Here is a 22,875-nt window from a genome sequence, read left to right on the forward strand (position 1 = left end):
TCTGAATGGCAATGTCAGCGACCGAAAAGTCTGTCGCTACCGTTTTAGAGAGGCTAGAAGCGAATCCAGTAAGCGCTCCGGTAGATCCGAATCGCTTACGCCAACCTACCCCTGGCGCCGTTTGCCCACATGCAGAAAACCAGTGCCACGCTGCTGATAATCGATGACGACGAGGTAGTGCGCGCGAGCATCGCCGCCTATTTGGAAGACAGTGGCTTCAGCGTCCTGCAAGCGAGCAATGGCTTGCAGGGCCTTCAGATCTTCGAGCAAAAAAAGCCCGATCTAGTGATCTGCGACCTGCGTATGCCTCAGGTAGGCGGCCTTGAACTTATCCGTCAGGTGACAGACCTCGCCCCTGATATGCCGGTCATCGTCGTTTCCGGCGCTGGCGTGATGAACGACGCTGTCGAGGCATTGCGTTTGGGCGCGGCAGACTACCTGGTCAAGCCGTTGGAAGATCTGGCAGTGCTCGAGCATTCGGTGCGTCGAGCCTTGGATCGAGCACGCTTGCTGCTGGAAAACCAACGCTATCGGCAAAAGCTGGAAACGGCTAACCGGGAACTTGAAGCCAGCTTGCATTTGCTCCAGGAAGACCAGAATGCCGGTCGCCAGGTTCAGATGAACATGCTGCCGGTGAACCCGTGGGAAGTCGGCGAGTTTCAGTTCGCTCACGAGATCATTCCGTCGTTGTACTTGTCTGGCGATTTTGTAGACTACTTTCGCGTCGACGAGCGCCGCGTAGCCTTCTATTTGGCTGACGTCTCGGGGCACGGAGCTTCATCCGCGTTTGTTACGGTCCTGCTGAAATTCATGACCACGCGTTTGATGTTCGAATTCAAGCGCAACGGCACCATGCCCGACTTCAAGCCTTCGGAAGTACTTGGTCACATCAATCGTGGATTGATCAACTGCAACCTGGGTAAGCATGTCACCATGGTTGGCGGCGTCATCGACGAAGACACCGGAAAATTGACCTACAGCATCGGCGGCCATTTACCGCTACCGATTATGTATACGCCCACTGAAGTGCACTATCTGGAGGGTCGAGGCTTGCCAGTAGGACTGTTCAATGAAGCGACCTATCAGGATCATGTGTTGGATTTGCCCGAAGCGTTCAGTCTGACCTTGCTGTCTGATGGGATATTGGACCTTTTACCGGGTGATACACTCAAAGAGAAAGAAGCCGTTTTACCTCAATTGGTGAAAGCGGCAGGCGGCAGCCTGGAAGGCCTGCGTCAAGTGTTTGGATTGGCCACGCTAGGGGAGATGCCGGATGATATCGCCTTGTTGGTGTTGAGCAGGAACCTTTAATGAGTACCGGTAGAATCCAGTTCGCCGAGCAAGCAGGCACGTTCATTCTCAAGTTCGTTGGGGAAGTGCGGCTGACGCTCTGTTCGGCGTTGGATACAACTATTGAAAGAATCTTCACCTCGCGGAATTTTTCGGCAATCGTCATCGATTTGACCGAAACCCGCAGCATAGACAGCACGACGCTCGGCTTGCTGGCCAAGCTGTCGATCATGTCGCGGCAAAAAGTTGGATTGCTGCCGACGGTTGTCACCACCCACGAAGACATTACTCGGCTACTGCAGTCGATGGGGTTCGATCAGGTGTTCAACATCGTTGATCGGCCGATTCGCTGCCCTGACTCGTTGACGGACCTGCCCTCGCAAGATCAGTCCGAGGAAGTGGTAAAAGCGAAGGTGTTGGAGGCGCACAAGATTTTGATGGGCCTTAACGACTCGAATCGCGAAGCGTTTCATGATCTGGTCAATGCGCTTGAGGGCATTAAGGCCCACTAAAACGACTGGCACAGTCATCGCTTTGGGCGGGCATAAAAAAGGGCGGACCTACAAAAAGGTGCCGCCCTTTATGCATTCAGGCCTTAGCGGCGAGCAATGCCTCAAGTTTTTCCTGATCGCGAGCGAACTGGCGAATACCTTCGGCCAATTTTTCGGTGGCCATGGCGTCTTCGTTCGATGCCCAGCGGAACTGGTTTTCGGTCAGGCTTTGACGCGGTTCGCCCGGGTTGCCCGGTGCGAGTTTGCGCTCCAGCGTGCCCATGTCTTTCGACAGTTGCTCCAGCAGATCTGGGCTGATAGTCAGGCGATCACAGCCGGCTAATTGCTCAATCTGGCTCAGGTTGCGGAAGCTGGCGCCCATGACCACTGTCTTGTAGTCGTTAGACTTGTAGTAGTTGTAGATCTTGCTGACCGACTGAACGCCAGGATCATCGGCGCCCACAAAGTCGTGACCAGCCGATTTTTTGTACCAGTCGTAAATCCGACCCACAAACGGCGAGATCAAAAACACGCCGGCTTCGGCGCAGGCTACCGCCTGAGCAAACGAGAATAATAGGGTGAGGTTGGTTTGGATGCCGCTTTTTTCCAGCTTCTCGGCGGCACGGATACCTTCCCAGGTCGATGCCAGCTTTATCAGAATCCGCTCGCGGCCGATGCCGGCTTCGTCGTACAAACCGATAAGGCGTTCGCCACGTTCGATCATGGCGTTGGTGTCGAACGAGAGGCGGGAATCCACTTCGGTAGATACGCGGCCCGGAACGACTTTAAGAATTTTCTGACCGATAGCGACAGCGAAACGGTCGCAGGCCAAGCCGATATCGTTTTTACTGCCCTTAAATGCTTCCTGGAGCAATTCTTCGTTGCTCGAACTTGAAGCAGCTTTGAGTAATAAGGACGGGTTGGTCGTGGCATCCACCGGCTTAAGACGGGCGATGGCATCAAAATCGCCGGTATCGGCGACTACAGTGGTGATTTTCTTGAGTTGTTCCAGCTTGGAAGTCATGAGTGTGCTCTGTCCTGTGCGGTTAGATGACATTACCCGAGCGCTGCCGGCCACTCAAGAGAGCATCTTCGTCGATGCGTCCTGAGGCGGATGGGCAATCCAGATCCATTTGAGCCCCGTCCGCACAGCTTGTTCCGTTAACTTATAGATAACTAGCGACCATCCAGCAGCTCTGCCGCTTGATCGAGCAGCGCCAGCGGGTTTTGTGCTTTATGGATGTCGACTGACAACAGTTGCCGAAAACGCCGTGCTCCTGGAAAGCCCGTGCCAAGACCCAGTACGTGGCGAGTGATGTGATGCATTGATCCACCACTTTCGATATGCGCAGCAATATAAGGCCGCAAGGCCGACAGCGCTTGCGCTCGGGAAATTACCGGCGCGGTGCTGCCAAACAGCCGTTGATCGACGTCAGACAGAATGTACGGATTATGGTAAGCCTCGCGGCCCAACATCACCCCGTCAAAGATCTCCAAGTGCTCGGCGCACTCCTCAAGGGTCTTGATGCCACCGTTCAGAATGATTTCCAGATTGGGAAAGTCTGCCTTCAGCTTTGCTACCACGTCGTACCGAAGCGGCGGAATATCGCGGTTTTCTTTGGGCGACAAGCCCTCAAGAATTGCAATCCGTGCATGCACGGTAAAACTGGTGCAACCCGCTTCATGCACCTGACCAACAAAATCACACAGCTCAGCGTAGCTGTCTCGGCCATTGATTCCGATGCGATGTTTCACCGTCACCGCAATAGCCACCGCATCCCGCATTGCCTTCACACAATCCGCCACCAGCCCCGGATGCGCCATCAACACCGCACCGATCAAATTGTGCTGCACCCGATCACTCGGGCAGCCGACGTTCAGATTAACCTCGTCATAAACCGCAGCCTCCGCCATCCGCGCGCATGCGGCCAAGTCCGTAGGGACGCTGCCACCCAATTGCAACGCTAATGGATGCTCAGTTTGGTCATGGCGCAGAAAGCGCTCGTGATCGCCGTTGAGTAATGCGCCGGTGGTGACCATCTCTGTATAGAGAAGGGCGTGCTTTGACAGGAGCCGTAGGAAGTACCGGCAATGGTGGTCAGTCCAATCCATCATCGGGGCGACGCTAAAGCGTCTATTCATAACATGTTGATTTGTAACGATTTTCGTCACTGGTTTTCGTCCGTAAAGTCCGTGTGCACAGCATCAAGTGCACACGAGGTGCACATAAAGGGTATAGGCTGGGTATTATACAGGGGCATTGGTCAGCACACCGTTTGCGTTTTTCCTGGGTTTGAACGGCAAGTACGCTGGCGCAACGGTTCGGCAATATCGTTGGAGATGGGATATCGTGTTTTTTACTAGAATTCCCCTCCTTCATTGGTTGCTAGGGCTTCCGCAGAATCCCGAGTCGCGCACTCTATACGCGGCTATCAAGGAGTTGAAATGGCGACTATTACCAAGCTACCAAGCGGAAAATGGCGTGCACAGGTACGCAAAGCCGGTATCTATAAGGGGGCTACATTTTCAACAAAAGTAGAAGCAAAAAACTGGGCAGCCACGATCGAGCATCATGCTAATCATGTCGCAGTGAGCGGTTATGCGCCACCGCCGAAGGGTGCAACACTCTCTGATTTGATTGAAAAATATACGTCTATGGCGGCGGCCGACGCTGGAAAAACCAAAAAAGCCACACTTAAGATGCTGAGTGCAAGACTTGGGAGCGTAAAGCTTTCGATGCTCAATGCAGCGGTTTTGAGGGACTTCATTGATAAACGAGAAATTGATGGCGCTGGCGGGGTAACGATCGCTGCTGATCTTTCGTTTCTGTCAGCGGTCTTGAAATGGGCGCGCCACTCGCGAAGGCTCGATGTTCATGACCGCCTTGCGCTAGAGGCAAGAGAAAGCCTAAAGCATCGCGGGATGAAAACTCGCAGTGCGGAGCGAGAGAGAGAGCCTACAGATGAGGAGTTGAGCGCGCTGTATTCCTACTGGGATGGGAACGCACGACAAAAGATCGATATGCCGTCATTGGTTAGATTTGGTCTGGCTACTGGCATGCGGTTGGGGGAAATCTGCCGAATCAAGGTTGCTGATATAGATCTGGAAAAGCACACCGTTGTAATCAGGGACAGGAAGGATCCGAGGTTGAAGAAGGGGAACGATCAGACAGTCCCCTTGTTTCCACTAGCTTGGGAAATCGTTGACCCGCTGATTGCAGGCCGAACAGAAGGGGAGGTCTTTTGTGTGAACGCCAGTTCTGCTAGTACGGCTTTCACCCGAGCCTGCCAAAAACTTAAAATCCAGGGCCTTCACTTTCACGATTTAAGACACAAGGCTACAGCTGATTTTTTCCGGTCTGGACTAGATATACCCCATGTTGCGTTACTGACTGGACATAAAACATGGGCAATGTTGAGGCGGTATACCTCTATTAAAGCTGCCGATGTACATAGCGCGTTCGAGCGAGTTCAAAAGCATTAAGCAAAGAGGGGGATTTGTATTTTTTTTCCAAATTCCATCCCCTTCAATACGCCTTAAATGAATTTATAGTTGTCCCATCATTTCTAGTTAGAAAGAGGATGGAGAATATATGCAAGAGGCTACGGTAAGTAATGAGGAAAAACGGCAGCATATCGCTAGGGCTCTTGGCTTCTTAACCGCATCTGAGTTAGCCATTCTTGCCGGTGTCAAAGAGTCAACCTTAGAAGCGTGGCGCAAAAGACGCGTAGGCCCCACATACGTTCGTCTTGGCAATGAGCCTCTCTATCCACTAGAGGGAATCAGGGATTTTTTGGTGCAAGCTACAAGAGTTCCGGGTAGGCGTCACATCATAGATGCTTTGTAGAGAGGGCTAGCTTACGGGGTGACGGGAGGTGAAAAGTAGCCTCACCCCTAAGTGTGTGCAACCTCTGCTAAGCAAAAGTCGCTCCTGCAACTGTCTTCTAACACTACCCAAAAAGGATATTTGTTAGCTTCAAGAGGCAAGTAAAGCGCCAACCTAGATACAGAAGACGCGGAGGGTATATTGGCTACTTCTCTCGTGGAAGCCTACCATGCTTAGTAAACCTGTCTCAACTCCTTTCTTTCTAGAGCGTTAAGCAGGTCGACTTCGTTCCAGTTGACAAACCAAAAGTTTTCATCAGTATTTTCGATAAAGTCATCAATTTGCTGTTTAACTGGCTTGGGTGCACTAGAGGCTTGATAAAATCGGTAAATCCACCTTGAACGTTTTTTTCGGTCAATATATGGGCAGGAAATGGAATCAAGAAATAAACACGCTTGTTCTGCATCTGTCTGAATCGAGTTGAGATCGACGAGACGGCGTTCTATACGTGAAATGATATCTGATTGAATTGATAGGTATTGATCTCGGTCTTTTACATAAAATAAACATGCAACTAAATCATAATAAGAGTTTTTGCCTTGAAAAAGTTTCAGAATTAACTCAGGTGGAAGTAGGTAATCATCTCCCATATCGCTAATTGCGAGAATGACGTTCAAAGCTTCAAGAAAAATGAAGTTGTCGACATCGGACTCTACAGCCCCTAAGTCACCCTGAAGTAATTCCACTGCCAGCTCGTAAATTCTTTGTTTTATAGTATGTTCGTAAGGGCCCAAATACATTTCCGAAAACCTGGAAAGTAAAATTACTGATGCGCACAATTTATAAGATGCGCTGACAGAAGGGGCGACAGAGTAGAAGAAGAAGATGAGTTCGAGAAATACTATTACCGCATCACGATATTGATCAATTGATCCATCTTCCTGATCAACCGAGTCTATATTGATCAATCGTTTGACACGCTCAAAAAAAGCTGAGATCAAATAGGACGAAACTTCATCATAACCAACTGAGTTGGTAGAGCAAGTAGCTTTGATAGAGTCAATAAAACTATGGACGAGCCGATCAACTCGATGGATCTCTTTTGGAATGAGTATAGAATTACCGTTTTTACTCTCCAAGAATTTCTCTGAGAACTCATTTACTTTTTGGTTAACTTCACGGACTACCTTGGACTTTGCAGTGAAAAACGGCCTTGTGTAAGTTAATGATTTGGAAGAGTTTACGTGAAGATTGTATGAGTTTAAACAGTCAGCATAAACCTCATAAATCTTTCGAGAGATTTTTTCTTCTTTAGCGAAGATGAAAACATCATCTACGTATCTTTTAATTGAGTAGTTAACGCCGTGTTCGTAGCGATACAATTCGCCTGCAAGACGCGCTTGTACCATTTGGTCAATATCTTGAAAAATGATTTCTGCAAAAATACGACTTATTTCAGGGCCAATCACGATTCCATTAGTTTCATTATAGTTTGCTCTCTGCATCAGTGAGTCAAAAGCAGCACCAAAGGTTGATAGACCTATTTTAGATTTGACGTATTGTTTTTCCTTTGTAGCCCATGCTATCGAATGAGTATAAATACTGTCGAAGCATTTTGAAACATCCAGCGTTTGAAGAGAGGCAAAGTCTTTCTCTAGCGATATAAACTCGTTGGAATTAAAGAATTTATACAGTCGATCGTGTCCTCGATAAGAAAAAAAAGATGAGCTATGTTTATGACGTTTGTCTGATCCAGTTTCCTCGACTGCTCCGCGTTTATATTGAGCTATATTTTCCCACGAATTTTTATAATAGAAAACGCTAGCTGTTCTTTGCGGTGCCCTTATAGAAAAGTTGCTTATGGAGCAGTAGTGGCAAATCAAAGATTCATAAGTTTCATAGAATTGCTTCATTTCCCACTGTGATATTGGATGGATAACAGATAATCGTCGATAATCCAAAATGGTTTTTCGGATTTTATATTGATACGGAATGGTAAAAAATTTCTTGCGACCTTTTGCTAGTACTAGTCTTTGAAATAGAAGATTTAAGACTGAGTTGTCATCCTGCGGCTTTTTGCATATTGAGTAAAAACCGTCGTTTGAGAAAATTAAAGGAGTTTCATATGGAACGGTTTCAGTAACTAAAATTCTGTTGTAATCGCTTTTTTTAATTGTTTTTGCGTTTGGGTCAGGCATAATTCCAGCACTCCTGAACAAGTTTTAGGTTATAGCGAGAAAAGTACAAAAAAGTCTTTTCCCTAAATCCGCGACTAAAGCTGAATCTCAAGAGTTGACGTCGCTGTGCGACTGTAGTTTTGCAGAAAAATTCATCAAATACTTTGCCGTATCCAGACAGTATTGCTTGTCGAAAATAGTGATCAAGTTCAGTTAATGCTTCTGATTTTTCCATATCTACGCGGTGATAGTTATAGTATATCCCGGCCAACCTTTTCCTTTCTCGGTCTGCGTCCAAGACACTGAAGTTGGACGTTAGAAAGGATAGGCGCGTTTCAAGCAAGTCGTAATTTCCGTCTTTGCAATAGCTAATAAGGGAACGAGTTATTCTTGTTTTAATTTTATTGACTTTGCTTCTTGCAATGTCTAACCAAACATCTCTGAATTGTGATCGCTCAGCGGTTTTTAATGGTTCGCGTACGGTTAATTGATATCCTAGGAATTCAAATGTCAAAATTTCACTAGGAGCAACAGTGTTTTGCTTATAAGGTTTTATATCTTGGCTAGCATGGCGGACGTTTGTTTTCTGCGTGTTTAATTGCAATCCCGGCGGAAGAAATCTGGAGGCTAAATTCATAAATTTAGATTCGTCTTCATTTCCGCTTGTAATTATGATGATATCATCAACATACCGAGAGTAAAAAAACACTCCAGGCTGAGTACGTATAGTCTTGTCGAATTGAAGCATCATTACTTCTGAGAGTGTTGCACTTAATGCTAGCCCCCGAGGCACCCCGAGGCCCCCACTAATTGCATAGTTGGTTAATATTTCTTTAACTATTCGTTTTGTAGTCGGACTCAGTCTTTGAATTTTTGATATGGCGGAAATGACATCTTCAAATTGAAATGACTCATAAAAGCTTTTTATGTCGAGGCGATATATTCTGTACGATACACCTTCAGATAAAATATTTTTTATATTTGCTATAATAGAATCGCGGCTTGCAGTAGTTAATTTTATATTTCTTTGTATGTTCTTGTTTATTTTTCTAAGTACAAGTTCGTCATAAAAGTTTTTTATTCTATATATAATTTTCTTTTTAACTTTGGTGCTTAATAGAAAATCGTAACCTTCAAATCCTAGCCGTGCTCTGTCAAGAGCATGTGATATCACCTGCGATTTTACGGTCTGATTCCGTAGTCTAGGAGTCGTCAGGAAGTCACTTTTTCGAAGCATTCGGGAGATGGATACTTGGTTGAACGACTGATCGAACATTCTCTTTCCTTGAATTATTTTGTCAGTCTAATACACGAACCAGCGTAACACCCTTGTCCTAAGGAAGGTCTGAAATAAGACCTTCTTTTTCTGGCAAATCGGGCGTCAAGCGCTCCGAAAGAAAGTACTTCACTGAAATTTCGAAAATATCGGCTTTTATTGATGAATAAGCCGGTTTTAAGCACTTATTAACCCTTAATTTCCATACTGCGGACGCACCTGTCCTATAGGCTCCATCAAATGTCGGCGCGCCATCCACAGATTCGACAGTGCAAACAGTGTCACCAACTGCGCCGTGTTCTTTACCAACCCGCGAAACCGCACCTTGGTGTAACCAAACTGGCGCTTGATCACCCGAAACGGGTGCTCAACCTTGGCCCGAGTTTGCGATTTGGCGTATTCAATCTTGCGCAACGCACGGCCAATGACGCTTTTTTCTCCATGTTTGCGGCGGCTGCTGGGCCTGGCGGAGATCGACCAGATCATCTCGCGCCCCTCATGTTCAAGCCGCTTTTCTACGCCGGTGTAGCCCGCGTCGCCACAGAGATGGGTCTCTTCGCCGTGCAGCAACTGATCGACTTGAGTGACGTCCGCGACATTGGCTGCCGTGCCCACCACGCTGTGCGTCAGACCCGTATCAGCGTCTACTCCGATGTGCGCTTTCATCCCGAAAAAATATTGATTACCTTTCTTGGTCTGATGCATTTCGGGGTCGCGTTTACCCTCTTTATTCTTGGTCGACGTCGGCGCATGAATGATCGTGGCATCAACAATTGTGCCCTGACGAAGCATCAAACCTCGGTCTCCCAGGTAGCCATTAATGACCTCCAGGATTCCCCCGGCAAGATGGTTTTTCTCCAGCAGGCGACGGAAGTTGAGAATCGTGGTTTCGTCGGGAATGCGTTCCAGATTCAACCCCGCGAACTGGCGCAGAATCGTGGTCTCATAAAGAGACTCTTCCATTGCTGGATCGCTATAGCCGAACCAGTTCTGCATCAGGTGCACACGCAACATGGCCATCAAGGGATACGCCGGGCGGCCCCCTTCGCCTTTTGGATAATGCGGCTCGATCAAAGCGATCAACCCCTTCCAGGGGACGACCTTGTCCATCTCGCTCAGGAAAATCTCACGGCGGGTTCGCTTACGTTTACCGGCGTACTCGGCATCGGCGAAAGAAATTTGCTTCATGGGGGGGCAACCGCTCGGCTCATGTGATGGGGGACATTTCACCAGATTTGAAAACCTTTTTCAGAGTTTCCCTAAGTGGGTTCATGTTTAATTCCATCACTTTAAAAAAATAAAACCTGCCGCAGCGATAAGCTCCGGCAAGTTTCGATTAACGCTCGACTGTTACCACTTGGTCAGTGGATAAAAGCCGAATGAATTTTGCAGTGAGGGTTTCACTCGATTAAGGGAGGGTTTATTCATGATGTCGTTCTCCAAATAGGTCGGGCGAAATGCCCGACAAGGAAAACGTTAAGGGGAATGGTCGTTGAATGAAACTACCCGGACAAGTAGGTGCGAAACGCCGCAAGGAGGTATTAACTGATGCGGTGGGAGACGTGCGTCGCCGCATCGCTATAGGAGCCGACTTGTTGGCGAGAGGCCAGCCCCGTAAATACGAGTTCAGCGCCTCGCCAACGTTCGCTCCACAGTTACAGCTCGACCTAGCGGGTATGGTAAGTCGGCAGGTCGAACCGGTGCTGGCTTTGCAGCATGGAGATCGCTGGCAACTCACTGGCTTGCGCGGCCAGGTCACGACGAATGGCGCTGATTACCCAGTCCAGCTGGACCGGGGTGTGCAATTGAGCGTAGGTCACCGAACGGCGAATTTGTTTGCCTTCGGTGTTGCGCAGGCTGAGCAGAACGCCGCCGTCCGGACGCAACTGGGTGGTCACTTCGAATTCAGAAAATACGGAAGAAAATTTTTCTTGGATAAAAGTCATGTCAGGCGGCTCCGTTGCTCAAGGGGGTAACAAGCTTGGGAGGACTGTTGCAGTGTCTGTGCCAGCATTCTGATACCAAACATATCTATTTAAATCAGACACTTAGCTAAATCACGAATTTTGTGGCTCGTGCATATTGCATGAAAGGCCATCGGGCATCCTGCATTTTGCGGTTAAATTTCAAATTACAGTGCGGTGTGTGGAACCTTTAAATGCCAGAACACTCGACTGATTGCCGAAGCTTTGGTCGCTATTGAATTTCCCTATCGCCCATATACCTTGACCCTGAGCGGGCCGCTCTCGAAACTGCCGGCAACCCGTTCATAGCAGCAGGCTAGGTTTTAGCTTGTGTCTCAGGAGTAGCACCATGTCAGACAATTCCAAATCCGCCGCCGCCCAGCAAATGACCGATGACGAAGCCTTGGAGTTTGCCGAGCAGGTGTTCGATCTGGCGCGCAAAGGTGATGCGCGAATGTTGGGCCTATTGCTGGAAAAGGACCTGACGCCTAATTTGCGCAACCATAAAGGCGACACCTTATTGATGCTCGCGAGTTATCACGGTCACTCAGAAGCTGTTCGGGTGTTATTGGCCTTCAAGGCGGACCCTGAAATTCGTAACGACAATGGACAAAGCCCGATTGCCGGCGCCGCCTTCAAGGGTGACTTGCCGGTGGTCAGATTATTGGTTGAAGGCGGTGCGGAGGTTGAAGGCGCATCAGCGGATGGCCGGACTGCGTTGATGATGGCGGCTATGTTCAACCGTATTGAAATCGTCGATTACTTGCTGTCTCAAGGCGCCAATCCACAGGCTCAGGATGCTCGGGGCGTTACGCCGTTAGCCGCCGCACAAACCATGGGCGCAGTGGACACCGCTGAGTTGCTGAGCAAGCTCAATTCCTAATGGATGACCAACGGCTTGGCAATTAGCCGCTATCCCATAGAGGCTTGCTTGATTTCCGGCTATCCTCCGCGCCTAATTTTTTAGCTGCTAGCCGCCTGTCAGGACTTCCGATGAAAGACCAACTCATAGAATTAATCAGCAAAATCAGTTCGGGTTGCATGGAGGCAGACGAAATCGCCCAAGTGGCCGACGAGGCCGAAAAAGCCTACGCCGATCCGCAAGGATTTCTGGCCGCCAATCCTGACGTCAACTACGACGATAGCTTCCCGTTCCCGTTGGGCGAATGGATGGTGATGGGCAGCCTGCCGGATACTGTGTTGTTCCAGGCGGATAGCTATATGGATTTGTTCGCGCAGATCGTTGCTTCGTTTGGCACTGAAGTAACGTTCAACATCAAGCCCAAGCAACTGGCCAAGGTTGAACCGCTGATCGCGCTAAATCGGATTCAGATCCAACTAAGCAGCATGAACAAGGAGAAGGGCGGTTACGTGCTGCTCAACCTGAGCCAACCGCTGGACGACGATCTGCAGGCAGTGCTGGTTTTCGGCAACGATGTGGATCGCGTGATTGAGTTGTGCGCAGCCGTCGGGATTGCTGCTGCGCCGTCGTTGGAAGCGTTGCGGATTGCGCTTTACGTTTGATGAATGCCATCCCGGTAGTGGCCAACGTGTTGGCAGGCGATCAAACTGACACCCCGACCACCTTCGCCCACACCGCCCCTACAGATCGACAAAATAAGACCCTGCCGAAACGGAACCCTCTGTGCGTGTAATCATCCTAAACAGGTGAGTGTTCACTTAGGAGCAACAACCATGGGATCCACGTTTAACGGTCTGATTGGGCTGATCATCCTGGTTCTGGATATCTGGGCGATCATCAATGTATTGAAGAGTGGCGGGGAAGTCGGGATGAAAGTCCTATGGGTATTGCTGATTCTGCTGCTGCCGGTATTAGGCCTGATTATCTGGGCGATTGCCGGGCCACGGGGCAATGTACGCATCTGACTGGCCTTGTCTGATTCGATGCTGGACCCAGGCGCCTGACGGCTGATTGCTGTCAGGCGCTTTGTTGTTTCCGATCTCAATACCGGGGGCTGACCAATAGAGGTTCGACCTGACATCTTGCGCAACGTAGAATGCCCGCCTCTTATTAGGGGCGGTGCTTGTCTTCAAGCTGTCGCTGTCCGTTGCCACCAGCATTCACCGGGGACTTACCCATGAGCGATTATCAAGAAACGTTGTACGAAGGCTATGGCCAGCGCTTTCGTATGGAAAAACTGCTGCACGAAGTGCGTACCGAACATCAACACCTGGTGATCTTTGAAAACCCGCGCATGGGCCGGGTCATGGCGCTCGACGGCGTGATTCAGACCACCGAAGCCGATGAGTTCATCTATCACGAGATGCTCACCCACGTTCCAATTCTCGCTCACGGTTCCGCCAAGCGCGTGCTGATCATTGGCGGCGGCGACGGCGGGATGCTGCGTGAAGTGGCCAAGCATCGCAGCATTGAGCACATCACCATGGTCGAGATCGATGGCACCGTGGTCGAGATGTGCAAACAGTATTTGCCAAATCATTCCAAGGGTTCTTTCGACGATCCGCGACTGAATCTGGTCATCGACGACGGCATGCGTTTCGTCGCGACGACTCAGGAAAAGTTCGACATCATTATTTCCGACTCCACTGACCCAATCGGTCCGGGAGAGGTGCTGTTCTCTGAGAACTTTTATCAAGCCTGCCGCCGCTGCTTGAATGAAGGCGGCATTTTGGTCACCCAAAACGGTACGCCTTTCATGCAACTGACCGAAGTTCAGACCACGGCGGGTCGCTTGCGCAGCCTGTTCCCGGATTGGCATTTCTACCAGGCTGCGATTCCGACCTATATCGGCGGCGCCATGACCTTTGCCTGGGGCGCGACCAACACGGCGTATCGCAAGTTGCCGCTGGAGACCTTGCGTCAGCGTTTTGCGGGCAGCGGTATTATCACGCGCTACTACAATCCCGAAATTCATATTGGCGCATTTGCCATGCCGCAATATGTTTTGCACGCTGTGAACAAGCCAAGTAACGACTAATTACGGTTTAGGCGCCAGGCTGAAAGGATTTTTTACATTTCAGCCCTAGGGTGCTACATAAATTTCACAGCCTTTCGAAGAAGATCGTGCCCGCTTAGTTGCTTAACGGGCGGGGCACATTTGCCTTCAACCTTCTCCCTCGAATTCAACGGATCTTAGAACACCATGGCCAAAACGGACGCACTGAGTCATCAGCCCGCCTCGTCGCGCTCGCTACAACCTTCCGTCAAATCGCACCTGGCTTACACCCTGCTGAGCGGCGTGGTGCTGATGGTGATGTACAGCCTGCTGCGCGTCGCGTTGCTGGTCTATAACCGTCAAATGATCGGCACGACGCCGGCTTCGACCTTTATAGAAGCCATGGGCAATGGCCTGCGTTTTGACTTGCGCCTGACGGTCTACTTGCTGATCCCATTGTTGCTGGCACTGCTCAGCGCCCGAACGATGAATTGGCGGGGTCTGTTCCGTTTCTGGCTGACCTTGGGCGCCAGCATCACGCTGTTCCTGGGCTTGATGGAGATGGACTTCTACCGTGAGTTTCACCAGCGCCTCAATGGCTTGGTGTTCCAATACGTCAAAGAAGACCCGAAAACCGTGCTAAGCATGCTTTGGTACGGTTTCCCGGTAGCGCGCTATCTGCTGGTGTGGGCCGCTGTGACTTGGCTGCTGAGCCTGGTGTTCAAAGGCATCGATCGTTTGACGCGACCACAGCGCCTACCGAGCGTCAGCGCCAGTAGCATCCGCTCGGTGGCGCCGTGGTACACGCGCATTGCCGTATTGCTGCTGTGTATGGTGGTGGCGGTGATTGCGTCTCGTGGCACTTTGCGTCAAGGCCCGCCGCTGAGATGGGGTGATGCTTACACCACGGATTCGAACTTCGCCAACCAGTTGGGTCTCAATGGCACCTTGTCGCTGATCGAAGCGGCTAAAGCTTTGGGTTCGAGCCAGCGCGCCAACATCTGGAAATCAACCATGCCGGATGCGCAGGCGCAGAAGGTCACTCGTGACATGCTGCTGACCGCCAATGACACTTTGGTTGACGCCGACGTGGCCGCCGTGCGCCGTGACACCGTCCCGCCGGTCGAAAACACGCTGCCGATTCGCAACGTGGTGGTGATCCTGATGGAAAGCTTCGCCGGTCACTCGGTGGGCGCTTTGGGCAGCGACGCCAATATCACGCCGAACTTCGACAAGCTGTCGAAAGAAGGCTTGTTGTTTGACCGCTTCTTTTCCAACGGCACCCACACCCACCAGGGCATGTTCGCCACCATGGCGTGTTTCCCTAACTTGCCTGGGTTCGAATACCTGATGCAGACCCCGGAAGGCAGTAACAAACTGTCCGGCCTGCCGCAGTTGCTCAGCGCCCGTGGCTACGACGACGTGTATGTCTATAACGGCGATTTCGCCTGGGACAACCAGTCGGGGTTTTTCAGCAATCAGGGAATGACCACGTTTATCGGTCGTAACGATTTCGTCAATCCAGTGTTCTCCGACCCAACGTGGGGCGTATCCGACCAGGATATGTTTGACCGTGGCGCTCAAGAGCTGAAAGCCCGCGAAGGCAAAAAACCGTTCTATGCGCTGTTGCAAACGCTATCGAACCACACGCCTTACGCGCTTCCCGCCAACTTGCCCGTTGAGCGCGTTACCGGCCACGGCACGTTGGACGAACACTTGACTGCCATGCGCTATGCCGACTGGGCGCTGGGGCAGTTTTTTGAGAAAGCGAAAAAAGAACCTTACTTCAAGGACACCTTGTTCGTGATCGTTGGCGACCACGGCTTCGGCAATGACAAGCAACTCACTGAGCTGGACTTGGGGCGCTTTAACGTGCCGTTGCTGTTGATTGGCCCTGGAATTCAGGAAAAGTTCGGTAAGCGCAGCAGTACCGTCGGCACTCAAATCGACATTGTGCCGACCATCATGGGCCGTTTGGGCGGTGAGTCGCGCAACCAGTGCTGGGGCCGCGACCTGCTCAACCTGCCTGAGGGCGACAAGGGTTTCGGTGTTATCAAACCCTCGGGTGGCGAGTTGACCGTGGGTTATGTCACGGGTGACCGCATTCTGGTCGAGCCCAAAGGCATGGAGCCGCTGTTGTATCAATACCAGTTGGGCGCCAAACCCCACGCTGAATTGATGACTGATCAACCTGATCAGGCGCAGCTCAAGGAAAGGCTGGAAGCGTTCATACAAACGGCGACCAAAAGCTTGATGGACAACACAGCGGGTGTGAGCGGCGGTACAAAGCGCTGACAGTGACCTGATCGGAAAAAAGGGGCCTTGATTGGCCTCTTTTTTTGCCTGTTTTTTAGCGTGCATCGCGGTGGAACGAATGGGGAAAGCTCAAGGTCCAGATTGAGTGAGCCGCTTTTCGGCTTGGCCAAGGAGACATCGATGAAACAGTGGACCATTACGTATGTCGATAAAGACGGTGTGAAGCAGAGCCTTGAGCTTGAACGTGAGCAACGCCCGAGTAATGAAGACGCAGCAGATTACCTGCGTGAGGTGTTGTTTCCTATCGCCGATAAGCTTGATTTGAACGACCTCGACGGTCGAGCGCCCGAGCCGACCGTAAAGTCTCTGAAAGCGATGCACAGCGTGCAAATTCTCACCGTCACCGAGGCGTCCTGAGCGCTCGCTCGTTAATCCTGTTTTGCCATTGGCACAGGCGGTCGATAGGACTACTCTGCAAATGAGGCCGGCGCAGCATTGCTCCGGTCTCTTCATGTCGACGCCAGGTTTTTCACCACTTGGCCTTGTCAGCTACATGCTTGATTCCCCGGTGGCAGAGTATCTGTCGCTGAGCGGCCACTGTTCAGTGGTCGTGCCGGGAAAGTTGAAACTCTATCTATCGTTGCATAGGAGGACGTTTCATGAGCACAGCCTATCAAGAGGACATCAGCAGTAACGTACTGCGCCGCATGAAAGAGGGCGGTTTTGATTTCGCCAGCATCCATCCCATCGAGTTTTACGCCGTCTTCCCGGACGAGGACCGGGCACGGCAGGCTGCAGGGCAGTTTCGCGGAGAATCCCTGAACGCGCAGGTCAGCGCGCGTGATGACGGGGCATGGCATCTTCAGTTGAGTAAATTGATGTACGCCACGTATGGTGGCATCGGTGATTTTGAACAGGACTTTCAAACCATGATCACGCCTCTGGATGGCGAGGTCGAGGGTTGGGGAGTCACTCAAGTGATCAAAGGCCTCCACTAACCACGGGCGCCTGTGCCACACATTGGTTCGCTGCATCCTTACCGGCTGACGCTTCGTCAGTCGGTTCCATCCGTGCCGCTTGACCCATGCCCTATTTAGCGATGGGGTTTCATAGCCGCCAGGCAAAAAAAAGCCACTCATAGAGTGGCTCAAAGGGAAGTTCGGTTAAGCGTTCGATAAAAACTCAATCTCGATGAATGGATTCAGCCCATGGTTCGCTTGAATGCTGGCGATTATGGGGAAACAAACTCCCCTCGTGAAATCAACTCTGACTATGCTGTTGATAGCCAATAGCGATGAAAGATGCTTCCGAATGAGGCGTAGGAGATTTTTCTGGGGCGGTTACTGCACAAGAAGGGTGCACCCTGTGGGAAGTATTTATCCAACGGCTTGATAAATAAGCGTTTATGCCGATGGCACGGGCCTTGCGAAGGCCTTTGGTGTCCGTGGTGACAAGGAGTACGGCATGATCCGCACCTTTTATGATGAGATGTACGATGCTGGTGGCCTGGTCCGCCCGCATTATCGGGAATTCGCCCGTTGGCTGGGCGAAACACCGCCCGAGTTATTGGCTCAGCGCAGGCGTGAAGCCGATCTGTTGTTTCATCGTGCGGGGATCACATTCACCCTGTATGGCGACGATCAAGGCACTGAGCGACTGATCCCGTTCGACACCATTCCACGCAGCATTCCTGCCAGTGAATGGCGCTTCGTCGAACGTGGCTGTATTCAGCGGGTCAAGGCGTTGAATATGTTCCTCGCCGACCTGTATCACGATCAGCGAATTATCAAGGCCGGGATCATTCCCGCCGAACAGGTGCTGGCCAACGAGCAATACCAGTTGGCGATGCAAGGCCTGAATTTGCACCGCGACATCTATTCGCACGTTTCTGGCGTCGACTTGGTGCGTGATGGCGACGGCACTTATTACGTGCTCGAAGACAATTTGCGGACGCCGAGCGGCGTGAGCTACATGCTCGAAGACCGCAAGATGATGATGCGTCTGTTCCCGGAACTGTTTGCGGCGCAGCGTATTGCGCCCATCGATCACTACCCGAACATGCTCCTCGATACGTTGAAAAGCTCCAGCCCCATTGATAACCCGAGCGTTGTGGTTCTGACGCCGGGCCGCTTCAACAGCGCCTTTTTCGAGCACGCCTTTTTGGCGCGGGAGATGGGGGTTGAGTTGGTGGAAGGTGCTGACTTGTTCGTGCGCGATGACCGTGTGTTCATGCGCACCACCGATGGCCCGAAAGCCGTCGACGTCATTTACCGCCGTCTGGACGATGCGTTTCTCGATCCGCTGGCGTTTAACCCTGATTCGATGCTCGGCGTGCCGGGTCTGTTGTCAGCCTATCGCTCCGGCAACGTGGTGCTGGCTAACGCCATCGGCACAGGAGTGGCGGACGATAAATCGATTTACCCGTACGTCACGGACATGATTCGTTTCTACTTGGACGAAGAGCCACTGCTGCAAAACGTTCCGACTTGGCAATGCCGCAAACCGGAAGAGTTATCCCACGTGCTGGCGCATTTGCCAGAACTCGTGGTCAAGGAAACCCAAGGATCGGGCGGTTACGGGATGCTGGTGGGTCCGGCGGCCACGGCCGCAGAGATCGAGTCGTTTCGAGCTCGGCTCAAGGCCAAACCGCACGCTTATATCGCACAACCCACCTTATGCTTGTCGACCTGTCCGACATTTGTCGAGAACGGCATCGCCCCGCGCCACATCGACTTGCGCCCGTTTGTTCTTTCCGGCCGTGAAACCCGGGTTGTTCCCGGTGGCCTTACCCGAGTGGCGCTGCGTGAAGGCTCCCTCGTCGTAAACTCGTCCCAGGGCGGTGGAACCAAGGACACTTGGGTGGTTGAGGATTAAGGAAGCCTGCCAATGCTAAGTAGAACTGCCTCGGATTTGTATTGGATGTCGCGTTACCTGGAACGAGCGGAAAACCTCGCCCGGATGCTCGACGTCAGTTATTCGCTGTCGCTCATGCCACAGGACGGGCAAGACGACGGTTTGCATGAAATTGCCATGCCGCTGCTGATCACCGGAACGCTGGACGACTACGTCGAACGCCACGGTGAACTGCACGCTGAACGCTTGTTGCACTTCTTCGCCCTTGACGCGAACAACCCGGCCAGCATCTACAGCTGCCTGGGTGCAGCGAGGGCCAGCGCCCATGCGGTACGTGGCCGAATTACGGCGGACATGTGGGAAAACATTAACGCCACGTGGCTGGAGATTCGCGGTATCGCTGATCAGGGCCTGAGCCGTTACGGCATCAGCCGTTTCTGCGAATGGGTCAAGGAGCGTTCGCACCTGTTTCGCGGCGCCACCCTCGGCACCATCATGCGCCATGATGCATTCCGCTTTATTCGGTTAGGGACGTTCATCGAGCGCGCGGACAATACCTTGCGTTTACTGGACGCCCGTTACGAGATGCTTGAGTTACGCGGCCACGATACCGAAGTGGTTGCAGACACCACGGCCCATGGTTATTACCAGTGGAGTGCGTTGTTGCGGGCACTGTCGTCGTTCGAAGCCTATACCGAGCTGTATCGGGACGCGCCGGGTGCGCGCCATGTCGCTGAGTTACTGCTGTTGCGTGCCGACATTCCACGTTCGTTGCGCGCCTGCATGGAAGAAATTGACGAAACGCTAGCCAGCTTGTCTGGGGCCAATGGTCGTCCGGCACAACGCTTGGCCGCGCAGTTGGACGCGCGTCTGCGTTACACCGGCATCGATGAAATTCTCGATGAGGGTTTGCATAAGTGGTTGAACGAATTCATTCCGTTGGTAGCCCAATTGGGTAACGCTATTCACACTTCGTACCTGGAGGCTGCATGAGACTCTCAATTAGCCACGAAACCACGTATCACTATGAAGACCAGGTCCGTGCCAGTATCCAATACCTGCGGTTGACGCCGCATGACAGTGAACGCCAGCATGTGCTCAGCTGGCAGTTGACGTTGCCGCGTCCAGTGCGCGCGCAAATTGATCCGTTCGGCAACATTCTCCACGTGCTAACGCTAGATGAGCCCCACGAAGCGATTATTATTGGCGCCCGTGGTCAGGTTGAAATCGACGAGAAAACTGAATCCGAGCACGAAAGCCAATCAGCGCTGCCGTTCTTGCGGTTCACCCGTCTGACCGAACCTGACGAAGCCATACGCGCGTTCGCTGCCCTTCAGTGTCAACAGCGCAAAGACCGCACCGCGCTGATTGATTTGATGCACGGCTTGAACCAGCACATGACCTATACACCCGGTTCGACTGAAGTCGACACCAGCGCTGCCGAGGCATTCGCGGGTAAAGCAGGCGTGTGTCAGGACCATACCCACGCGTTTCTGGCCTGCGCCCGAAGCCTGGGCGTTCCTGCGCGGTATGTGTCGGGCTACTTGTACAGCGAAGACAGCGAACACTTGGCCAGTCATGCCTGGGCAGAAGCCTGGATTGACGATGCTTGGTACAGCTTTGACGTCACCAACCAACTCTCGCGACCTGAGCGTCACTTGAAATTGGCCGTGGGCCTGGATTACCTGGACGCCTGTCCGGTACGTGGCATGCGTCGCGGGGGGGGATGCGAACAAATGCATGCCAAGGTATCGGTCTCGCCGATCCGCGCTACGCAGACGCAAGAGCAAAGCTGATAAGCGGTGCGCTATGGCGCACCCTCTCCGCTAACATCACCCCCTTGCCTGTAGGAGAGAACTTGTTCGCGAAGCAGTACGCTTGATGCACACGGGCTATTTCTCGCCAACAAGTTGGCTCTTACAGAGATTGTGTTTGTTGCAGATGAGCGGGATCTCCTGCCGTCCCTGCATTCATCCAGCTTTACTTCTGATTTACCCAAATACCAGGTGCAGACCTGCCGAAACCGGACTCATCATGAATCCGCTTCAGAACAGCCAAACAATTAACCGAACAGACGGGTCATGTTTGGCAAGATCAATACCAGGGTAGTGACGACGACGATAAGTCCCGCCTGACGAATTTTCGAATATTTGAACATGGCTAATGCCTTTTGTTGTTATTCCTGAGCTACAAAAGCTCGCCGATTATTGAGCAGTTCATTAATCGGGCAGCTGGCAAAGGGGGTGCTGCTGATCAGGTGTCCCGGAAAACCCGGCTACTCAAACGCCTATTTTCTTTTTTTAGCGTTTGCCTGTCATAAAGATAACTTTAGAGCCCGCGTGTCACTTGGCTTAGATCCATTTGGTTCGAAGTTTATTTTTTTCATCAAGAAAAGAAATGAAGCTCATTGCCACCTTCCTTTTCCGCCCTTGCTAGACACGTTTAACATCTTCCCAGCCTATTTGATAGTGACCTACCGTTCGTCCGAGTGGGGTCAGTCAAGTGTAATGAGCGCTTCGGTCATTGATTCAATGAAGACCCCGTTTATGGTGTCGGTACAGAAATCCATTTTCTTACCGTGATCCGAGGCTGTCATGACAGAAGCGTTGATTTTCGATGCGGTGCGCACGCCCCGTGGCAAAGGCAAGCCGGACGGTGCGCTGTACAGCGTCAAACCGGTGAATTTGATGGCCGGCCTGCTTACCGCCCTGCAACAGCGCAACCAGCTCGATACGCGGCATGTGGACGACATTGTTCTGGGTTGCGTCACCCCCGTCGGTGATCAGGGCGCAGACATTGCTAGAACCGCCGCGCTGGTAGCGGACTGGGACGTTAGCGTCGCCGGCGTGCAGATCAACCGCTTTTGTGCGTCGGGGCTGGAGGCAGTGAACCTCGGCGCCATGAAAATCCGCTCGGGTTTCGAAGACCTGGTTGTTGTCGGCGGCGTCGAATCCATGTCACGCGTACCCATGGGCAGTGACGGTGGTGCCTGGGTGCTGGATCCGCAAACCAATCTGCACTGCCACTTCACGCCGCAAGGCATCGGTGCCGATCTGATCGCGACCCTGGAGGGCTTTAGTCGCCACGATGTCGATGCTTACGCGCTGCATTCGCAGCAAAAAGCGTTGCGAGCACGGGGCGATGGTTCGTTCAGTAAGTCCTTGATTCCGGTATGGGATCAGAACGGCATCGTGCTGCTCGACCACGATGAGTTCATTCGCGGTGATTGCACGCTGGAAGGCTTGGGTAAACTCAAACCCAGTTTTGAGACGATCGGCCAGATGGGGTTCGACGCCACCGCGTTACGGGTCTATAGCCAGGTTGAGCGGATTCATCACGTCCACACACCTGGCAACAGCTCGGGCATCGTCGACGGTGCTGCGGCCATGCTCATCGGTTCCGAGGCCAAAGGCTTGGCGCTGGGTTTGCGACCGCGAGGGCGAATCGTCGCAACGGCGGTCACCGGCACTGATCCGACCATCATGCTCACCGGCCCGGCGCCCGCCACCCGCAAGGCACTGAGCCGTGCCGGACTCAGGGTTGAAGACATCGACCTGTTCGAAGTCAACGAAGCGTTCGCCTCGGTAGTGCTCAAGTTCATCAAGGACATGGGCATCGATGCCGGCAAGGTCAACGTCAACGGCGGGTCCATCGCCATGGGCCATCCGCTGGGGGCCACCGGTTGCGCGATTCTAGGTACGTTGCTCGACGAGTTGGAGGTGCGTCAGTTGCGCTATGGCCTCGCGACCTTGTGCGTCGGCGGCGGTATGGGCATTGCCACCATCATCGAACGTTACTAAGCCCGTTCAACGGCTCATCAGGAT

Annotated in this window: 20 protein-coding genes; 14 read left to right on the forward strand and 6 right to left on the reverse strand. The window is 52.1% G+C overall.

Features of this window, described 5'->3' with window-relative positions; genetic code table 11:
• Positions 1-129 precede the first annotated feature (129 nt).
• Complete coding sequence (rssB, locus tag RHM59_RS01495; RefSeq protein ID WP_322168730.1) at positions 130-1,311, forward strand: two-component system response regulator RssB; 1,182 nt, start codon at positions 130-132, stop codon at positions 1,309-1,311.
• Positions 1,311-1,802, forward strand: a complete 492-nt coding sequence (gene rssC, locus RHM59_RS01500) for an anti-sigma factor antagonist RssC (protein WP_322168732.1) — start codon at positions 1,311-1,313, stop codon at positions 1,800-1,802. Before rssB ends, rssC begins: the two co-directional genes overlap by 1 nt.
• 76 nt (positions 1,803-1,878) lie before the next feature.
• Here rssC and tal read toward each other — a convergent pair whose 3' ends face one another.
• Together tal and dusA are read right to left on the reverse strand one after the other, a co-directional pair.
• Complete coding sequence (gene tal, locus RHM59_RS01505; protein ID WP_322168736.1) at positions 1,879-2,805, reverse strand: transaldolase; 927 nt, start codon at positions 2,803-2,805, stop codon at positions 1,879-1,881.
• 152 nt (positions 2,806-2,957) lie between these two features.
• Positions 2,958-3,923 (reverse strand): tRNA dihydrouridine(20/20a) synthase DusA, encoded by a 966-nt coding sequence (gene dusA / locus RHM59_RS01510; RefSeq protein ID WP_322285780.1) that lies wholly within the window; start codon positions 3,921-3,923, stop codon positions 2,958-2,960.
• Between the two features lie 303 nt (positions 3,924-4,226).
• Here dusA and RHM59_RS01515 point away from each other — a divergent pair, with 303 nt between their 5' ends.
• Positions 4,227-5,264 carry a site-specific integrase gene (locus RHM59_RS01515; protein ID WP_322285781.1) on the forward strand — a complete coding sequence of 346 codons (1,038 nt, stop codon included), beginning with the start codon at positions 4,227-4,229 and terminating at the stop codon, positions 5,262-5,264.
• Between the two features lie 576 nt (positions 5,265-5,840).
• Here the strand turns inward: RHM59_RS01515 and drt3b are convergent.
• The 4 genes from drt3b to RHM59_RS01535 form a co-directional block, all read right to left on the reverse strand.
• The gene (gene drt3b / locus RHM59_RS01520; protein WP_322285782.1) at positions 5,841-7,805 is read right to left on the reverse strand and encodes an antiviral reverse transcriptase Drt3b; all 1,965 of its coding nucleotides are present in this window, start codon (positions 7,803-7,805) and stop codon (positions 5,841-5,843) included.
• Positions 7,798-9,060 (reverse strand): antiviral reverse transcriptase Drt3a, encoded by a 1,263-nt coding sequence (drt3a, locus tag RHM59_RS01525; protein WP_322285783.1) that lies wholly within the window; start codon positions 9,058-9,060, stop codon positions 7,798-7,800. The genes drt3b and drt3a overlap by 8 nt, the downstream gene beginning before the upstream one ends.
• 195 nt (positions 9,061-9,255) lie before the next feature.
• On the reverse strand, positions 9,256-10,248 hold the full coding sequence (locus RHM59_RS01530) for an IS5 family transposase (protein WP_322165339.1): 993 nt from the start codon (positions 10,246-10,248) through the stop codon (positions 9,256-9,258).
• A 479-nt stretch (positions 10,249-10,727) separates the two neighbouring features.
• On the reverse strand, positions 10,728-11,006 hold the full coding sequence (locus RHM59_RS01535) for a DUF3509 domain-containing protein (protein WP_322165020.1): 279 nt from the start codon (positions 11,004-11,006) through the stop codon (positions 10,728-10,730).
• A 367-nt stretch (positions 11,007-11,373) separates the two neighbouring features.
• Here RHM59_RS01535 and RHM59_RS01540 point away from each other — a divergent pair, with 367 nt between their 5' ends.
• The 11 genes from RHM59_RS01540 (at position 11,374) to RHM59_RS01590 (ending at position 22,851) form a co-directional block, all read left to right on the forward strand.
• Positions 11,374-11,907: an ankyrin repeat domain-containing protein gene (locus RHM59_RS01540; RefSeq protein WP_322285784.1), complete on the forward strand. Its 534-nt coding sequence runs from the start codon at positions 11,374-11,376 to the stop codon at positions 11,905-11,907.
• A 110-nt stretch (positions 11,908-12,017) separates the two neighbouring features.
• Positions 12,018-12,548, forward strand: coding sequence for a hypothetical protein (locus RHM59_RS01545; RefSeq protein WP_322285785.1), 531 nt, complete (start codon positions 12,018-12,020; stop codon positions 12,546-12,548).
• A gap of 171 nt (positions 12,549-12,719) precedes the next feature.
• Positions 12,720-12,911 carry a PLDc N-terminal domain-containing protein gene (locus RHM59_RS01550; RefSeq protein ID WP_322165017.1) on the forward strand — a complete coding sequence of 64 codons (192 nt, stop codon included), beginning with the start codon at positions 12,720-12,722 and terminating at the stop codon, positions 12,909-12,911.
• 212 nt (positions 12,912-13,123) lie between these two features.
• Positions 13,124-13,984 (forward strand): polyamine aminopropyltransferase, encoded by an 861-nt coding sequence (speE, locus tag RHM59_RS01555; RefSeq protein ID WP_322165016.1) that lies wholly within the window; start codon positions 13,124-13,126, stop codon positions 13,982-13,984.
• Positions 13,985-14,149: 165 nt separating this feature from the next.
• Complete coding sequence (locus tag RHM59_RS01560) at positions 14,150-16,237, forward strand: LTA synthase family protein (protein ID WP_322285786.1); 2,088 nt, start codon at positions 14,150-14,152, stop codon at positions 16,235-16,237.
• 141 nt (positions 16,238-16,378) lie between these two features.
• Complete coding sequence (locus RHM59_RS01565; protein ID WP_322165014.1) at positions 16,379-16,615, forward strand: hypothetical protein; 237 nt, start codon at positions 16,379-16,381, stop codon at positions 16,613-16,615.
• A 242-nt stretch (positions 16,616-16,857) separates the two neighbouring features.
• Positions 16,858-17,196: a ribonuclease E inhibitor RraB gene (locus tag RHM59_RS01570; RefSeq protein ID WP_322165013.1), complete on the forward strand. Its 339-nt coding sequence runs from the start codon at positions 16,858-16,860 to the stop codon at positions 17,194-17,196.
• Between the two features lie 466 nt (positions 17,197-17,662).
• Complete coding sequence (locus RHM59_RS01575; RefSeq protein WP_322165012.1) at positions 17,663-19,072, forward strand: circularly permuted type 2 ATP-grasp protein; 1,410 nt, start codon at positions 17,663-17,665, stop codon at positions 19,070-19,072.
• Positions 19,073-19,084: 12 nt separating this feature from the next.
• Positions 19,085-20,044: an alpha-E domain-containing protein gene (locus tag RHM59_RS01580; protein WP_322165011.1), complete on the forward strand. Its 960-nt coding sequence runs from the start codon at positions 19,085-19,087 to the stop codon at positions 20,042-20,044.
• On the forward strand, positions 20,041-20,847 hold the full coding sequence (locus RHM59_RS01585) for a transglutaminase family protein (RefSeq protein ID WP_322285787.1): 807 nt from the start codon (positions 20,041-20,043) through the stop codon (positions 20,845-20,847). Before RHM59_RS01580 ends, RHM59_RS01585 begins: the two co-directional genes overlap by 4 nt.
• A gap of 798 nt (positions 20,848-21,645) precedes the next feature.
• Positions 21,646-22,851, forward strand: coding sequence for an acetyl-CoA C-acetyltransferase (locus tag RHM59_RS01590; RefSeq protein ID WP_322285788.1), 1,206 nt, complete (start codon positions 21,646-21,648; stop codon positions 22,849-22,851).
• Positions 22,852-22,875: the final 24 nt, after the last annotated feature.

The organism is Pseudomonas sp. MH10, assembly GCF_034353045.1.
GTDB lineage: Bacteria > Pseudomonadota > Gammaproteobacteria > Pseudomonadales > Pseudomonadaceae > Aquipseudomonas.

Coding starts and splice junctions, on each gene's coding strand:
- RHM59_RS01580 (WP_322165011.1), top strand. CDS start 19,085: ATGCTAAGTAGAACTGCCTCGGATTTGTATTGGATGTCGCGTTACCTG.
- rssB (WP_322168730.1), top strand. CDS start 130: ATGCAGAAAACCAGTGCCACGCTGCTGATAATCGATGACGACGAGGTA.
- speE (WP_322165016.1), top strand. CDS start 13,124: ATGAGCGATTATCAAGAAACGTTGTACGAAGGCTATGGCCAGCGCTTT.
- RHM59_RS01585 (WP_322285787.1), top strand. CDS start 20,041: ATGAGACTCTCAATTAGCCACGAAACCACGTATCACTATGAAGACCAG.
- RHM59_RS01545 (WP_322285785.1), top strand. CDS start 12,018: ATGAAAGACCAACTCATAGAATTAATCAGCAAAATCAGTTCGGGTTGC.
- drt3b (WP_322285782.1), bottom strand. CDS start 7,805: ATGCCTGACCCAAACGCAAAAACAATTAAAAAAAGCGATTACAACAGA.
- RHM59_RS01565 (WP_322165014.1), top strand. CDS start 16,379: ATGAAACAGTGGACCATTACGTATGTCGATAAAGACGGTGTGAAGCAG.
- RHM59_RS01550 (WP_322165017.1), top strand. CDS start 12,720: ATGGGATCCACGTTTAACGGTCTGATTGGGCTGATCATCCTGGTTCTG.
- RHM59_RS01560 (WP_322285786.1), top strand. CDS start 14,150: ATGGCCAAAACGGACGCACTGAGTCATCAGCCCGCCTCGTCGCGCTCG.
- RHM59_RS01590 (WP_322285788.1), top strand. CDS start 21,646: ATGACAGAAGCGTTGATTTTCGATGCGGTGCGCACGCCCCGTGGCAAA.
- RHM59_RS01570 (WP_322165013.1), top strand. CDS start 16,858: ATGAGCACAGCCTATCAAGAGGACATCAGCAGTAACGTACTGCGCCGC.
- drt3a (WP_322285783.1), bottom strand. CDS start 9,060: ATGTTCGATCAGTCGTTCAACCAAGTATCCATCTCCCGAATGCTTCGA.
- RHM59_RS01540 (WP_322285784.1), top strand. CDS start 11,374: ATGTCAGACAATTCCAAATCCGCCGCCGCCCAGCAAATGACCGATGAC.
- RHM59_RS01575 (WP_322165012.1), top strand. CDS start 17,663: ATGATCCGCACCTTTTATGATGAGATGTACGATGCTGGTGGCCTGGTC.
- RHM59_RS01535 (WP_322165020.1), bottom strand. CDS start 11,006: ATGACTTTTATCCAAGAAAAATTTTCTTCCGTATTTTCTGAATTCGAA.
- RHM59_RS01530 (WP_322165339.1), bottom strand. CDS start 10,248: ATGAAGCAAATTTCTTTCGCCGATGCCGAGTACGCCGGTAAACGTAAG.
- dusA (WP_322285780.1), bottom strand. CDS start 3,923: ATGAATAGACGCTTTAGCGTCGCCCCGATGATGGATTGGACTGACCAC.
- rssC (WP_322168732.1), top strand. CDS start 1,311: ATGAGTACCGGTAGAATCCAGTTCGCCGAGCAAGCAGGCACGTTCATT.
- tal (WP_322168736.1), bottom strand. CDS start 2,805: ATGACTTCCAAGCTGGAACAACTCAAGAAAATCACCACTGTAGTCGCC.
- RHM59_RS01515 (WP_322285781.1), top strand. CDS start 4,227: ATGGCGACTATTACCAAGCTACCAAGCGGAAAATGGCGTGCACAGGTA.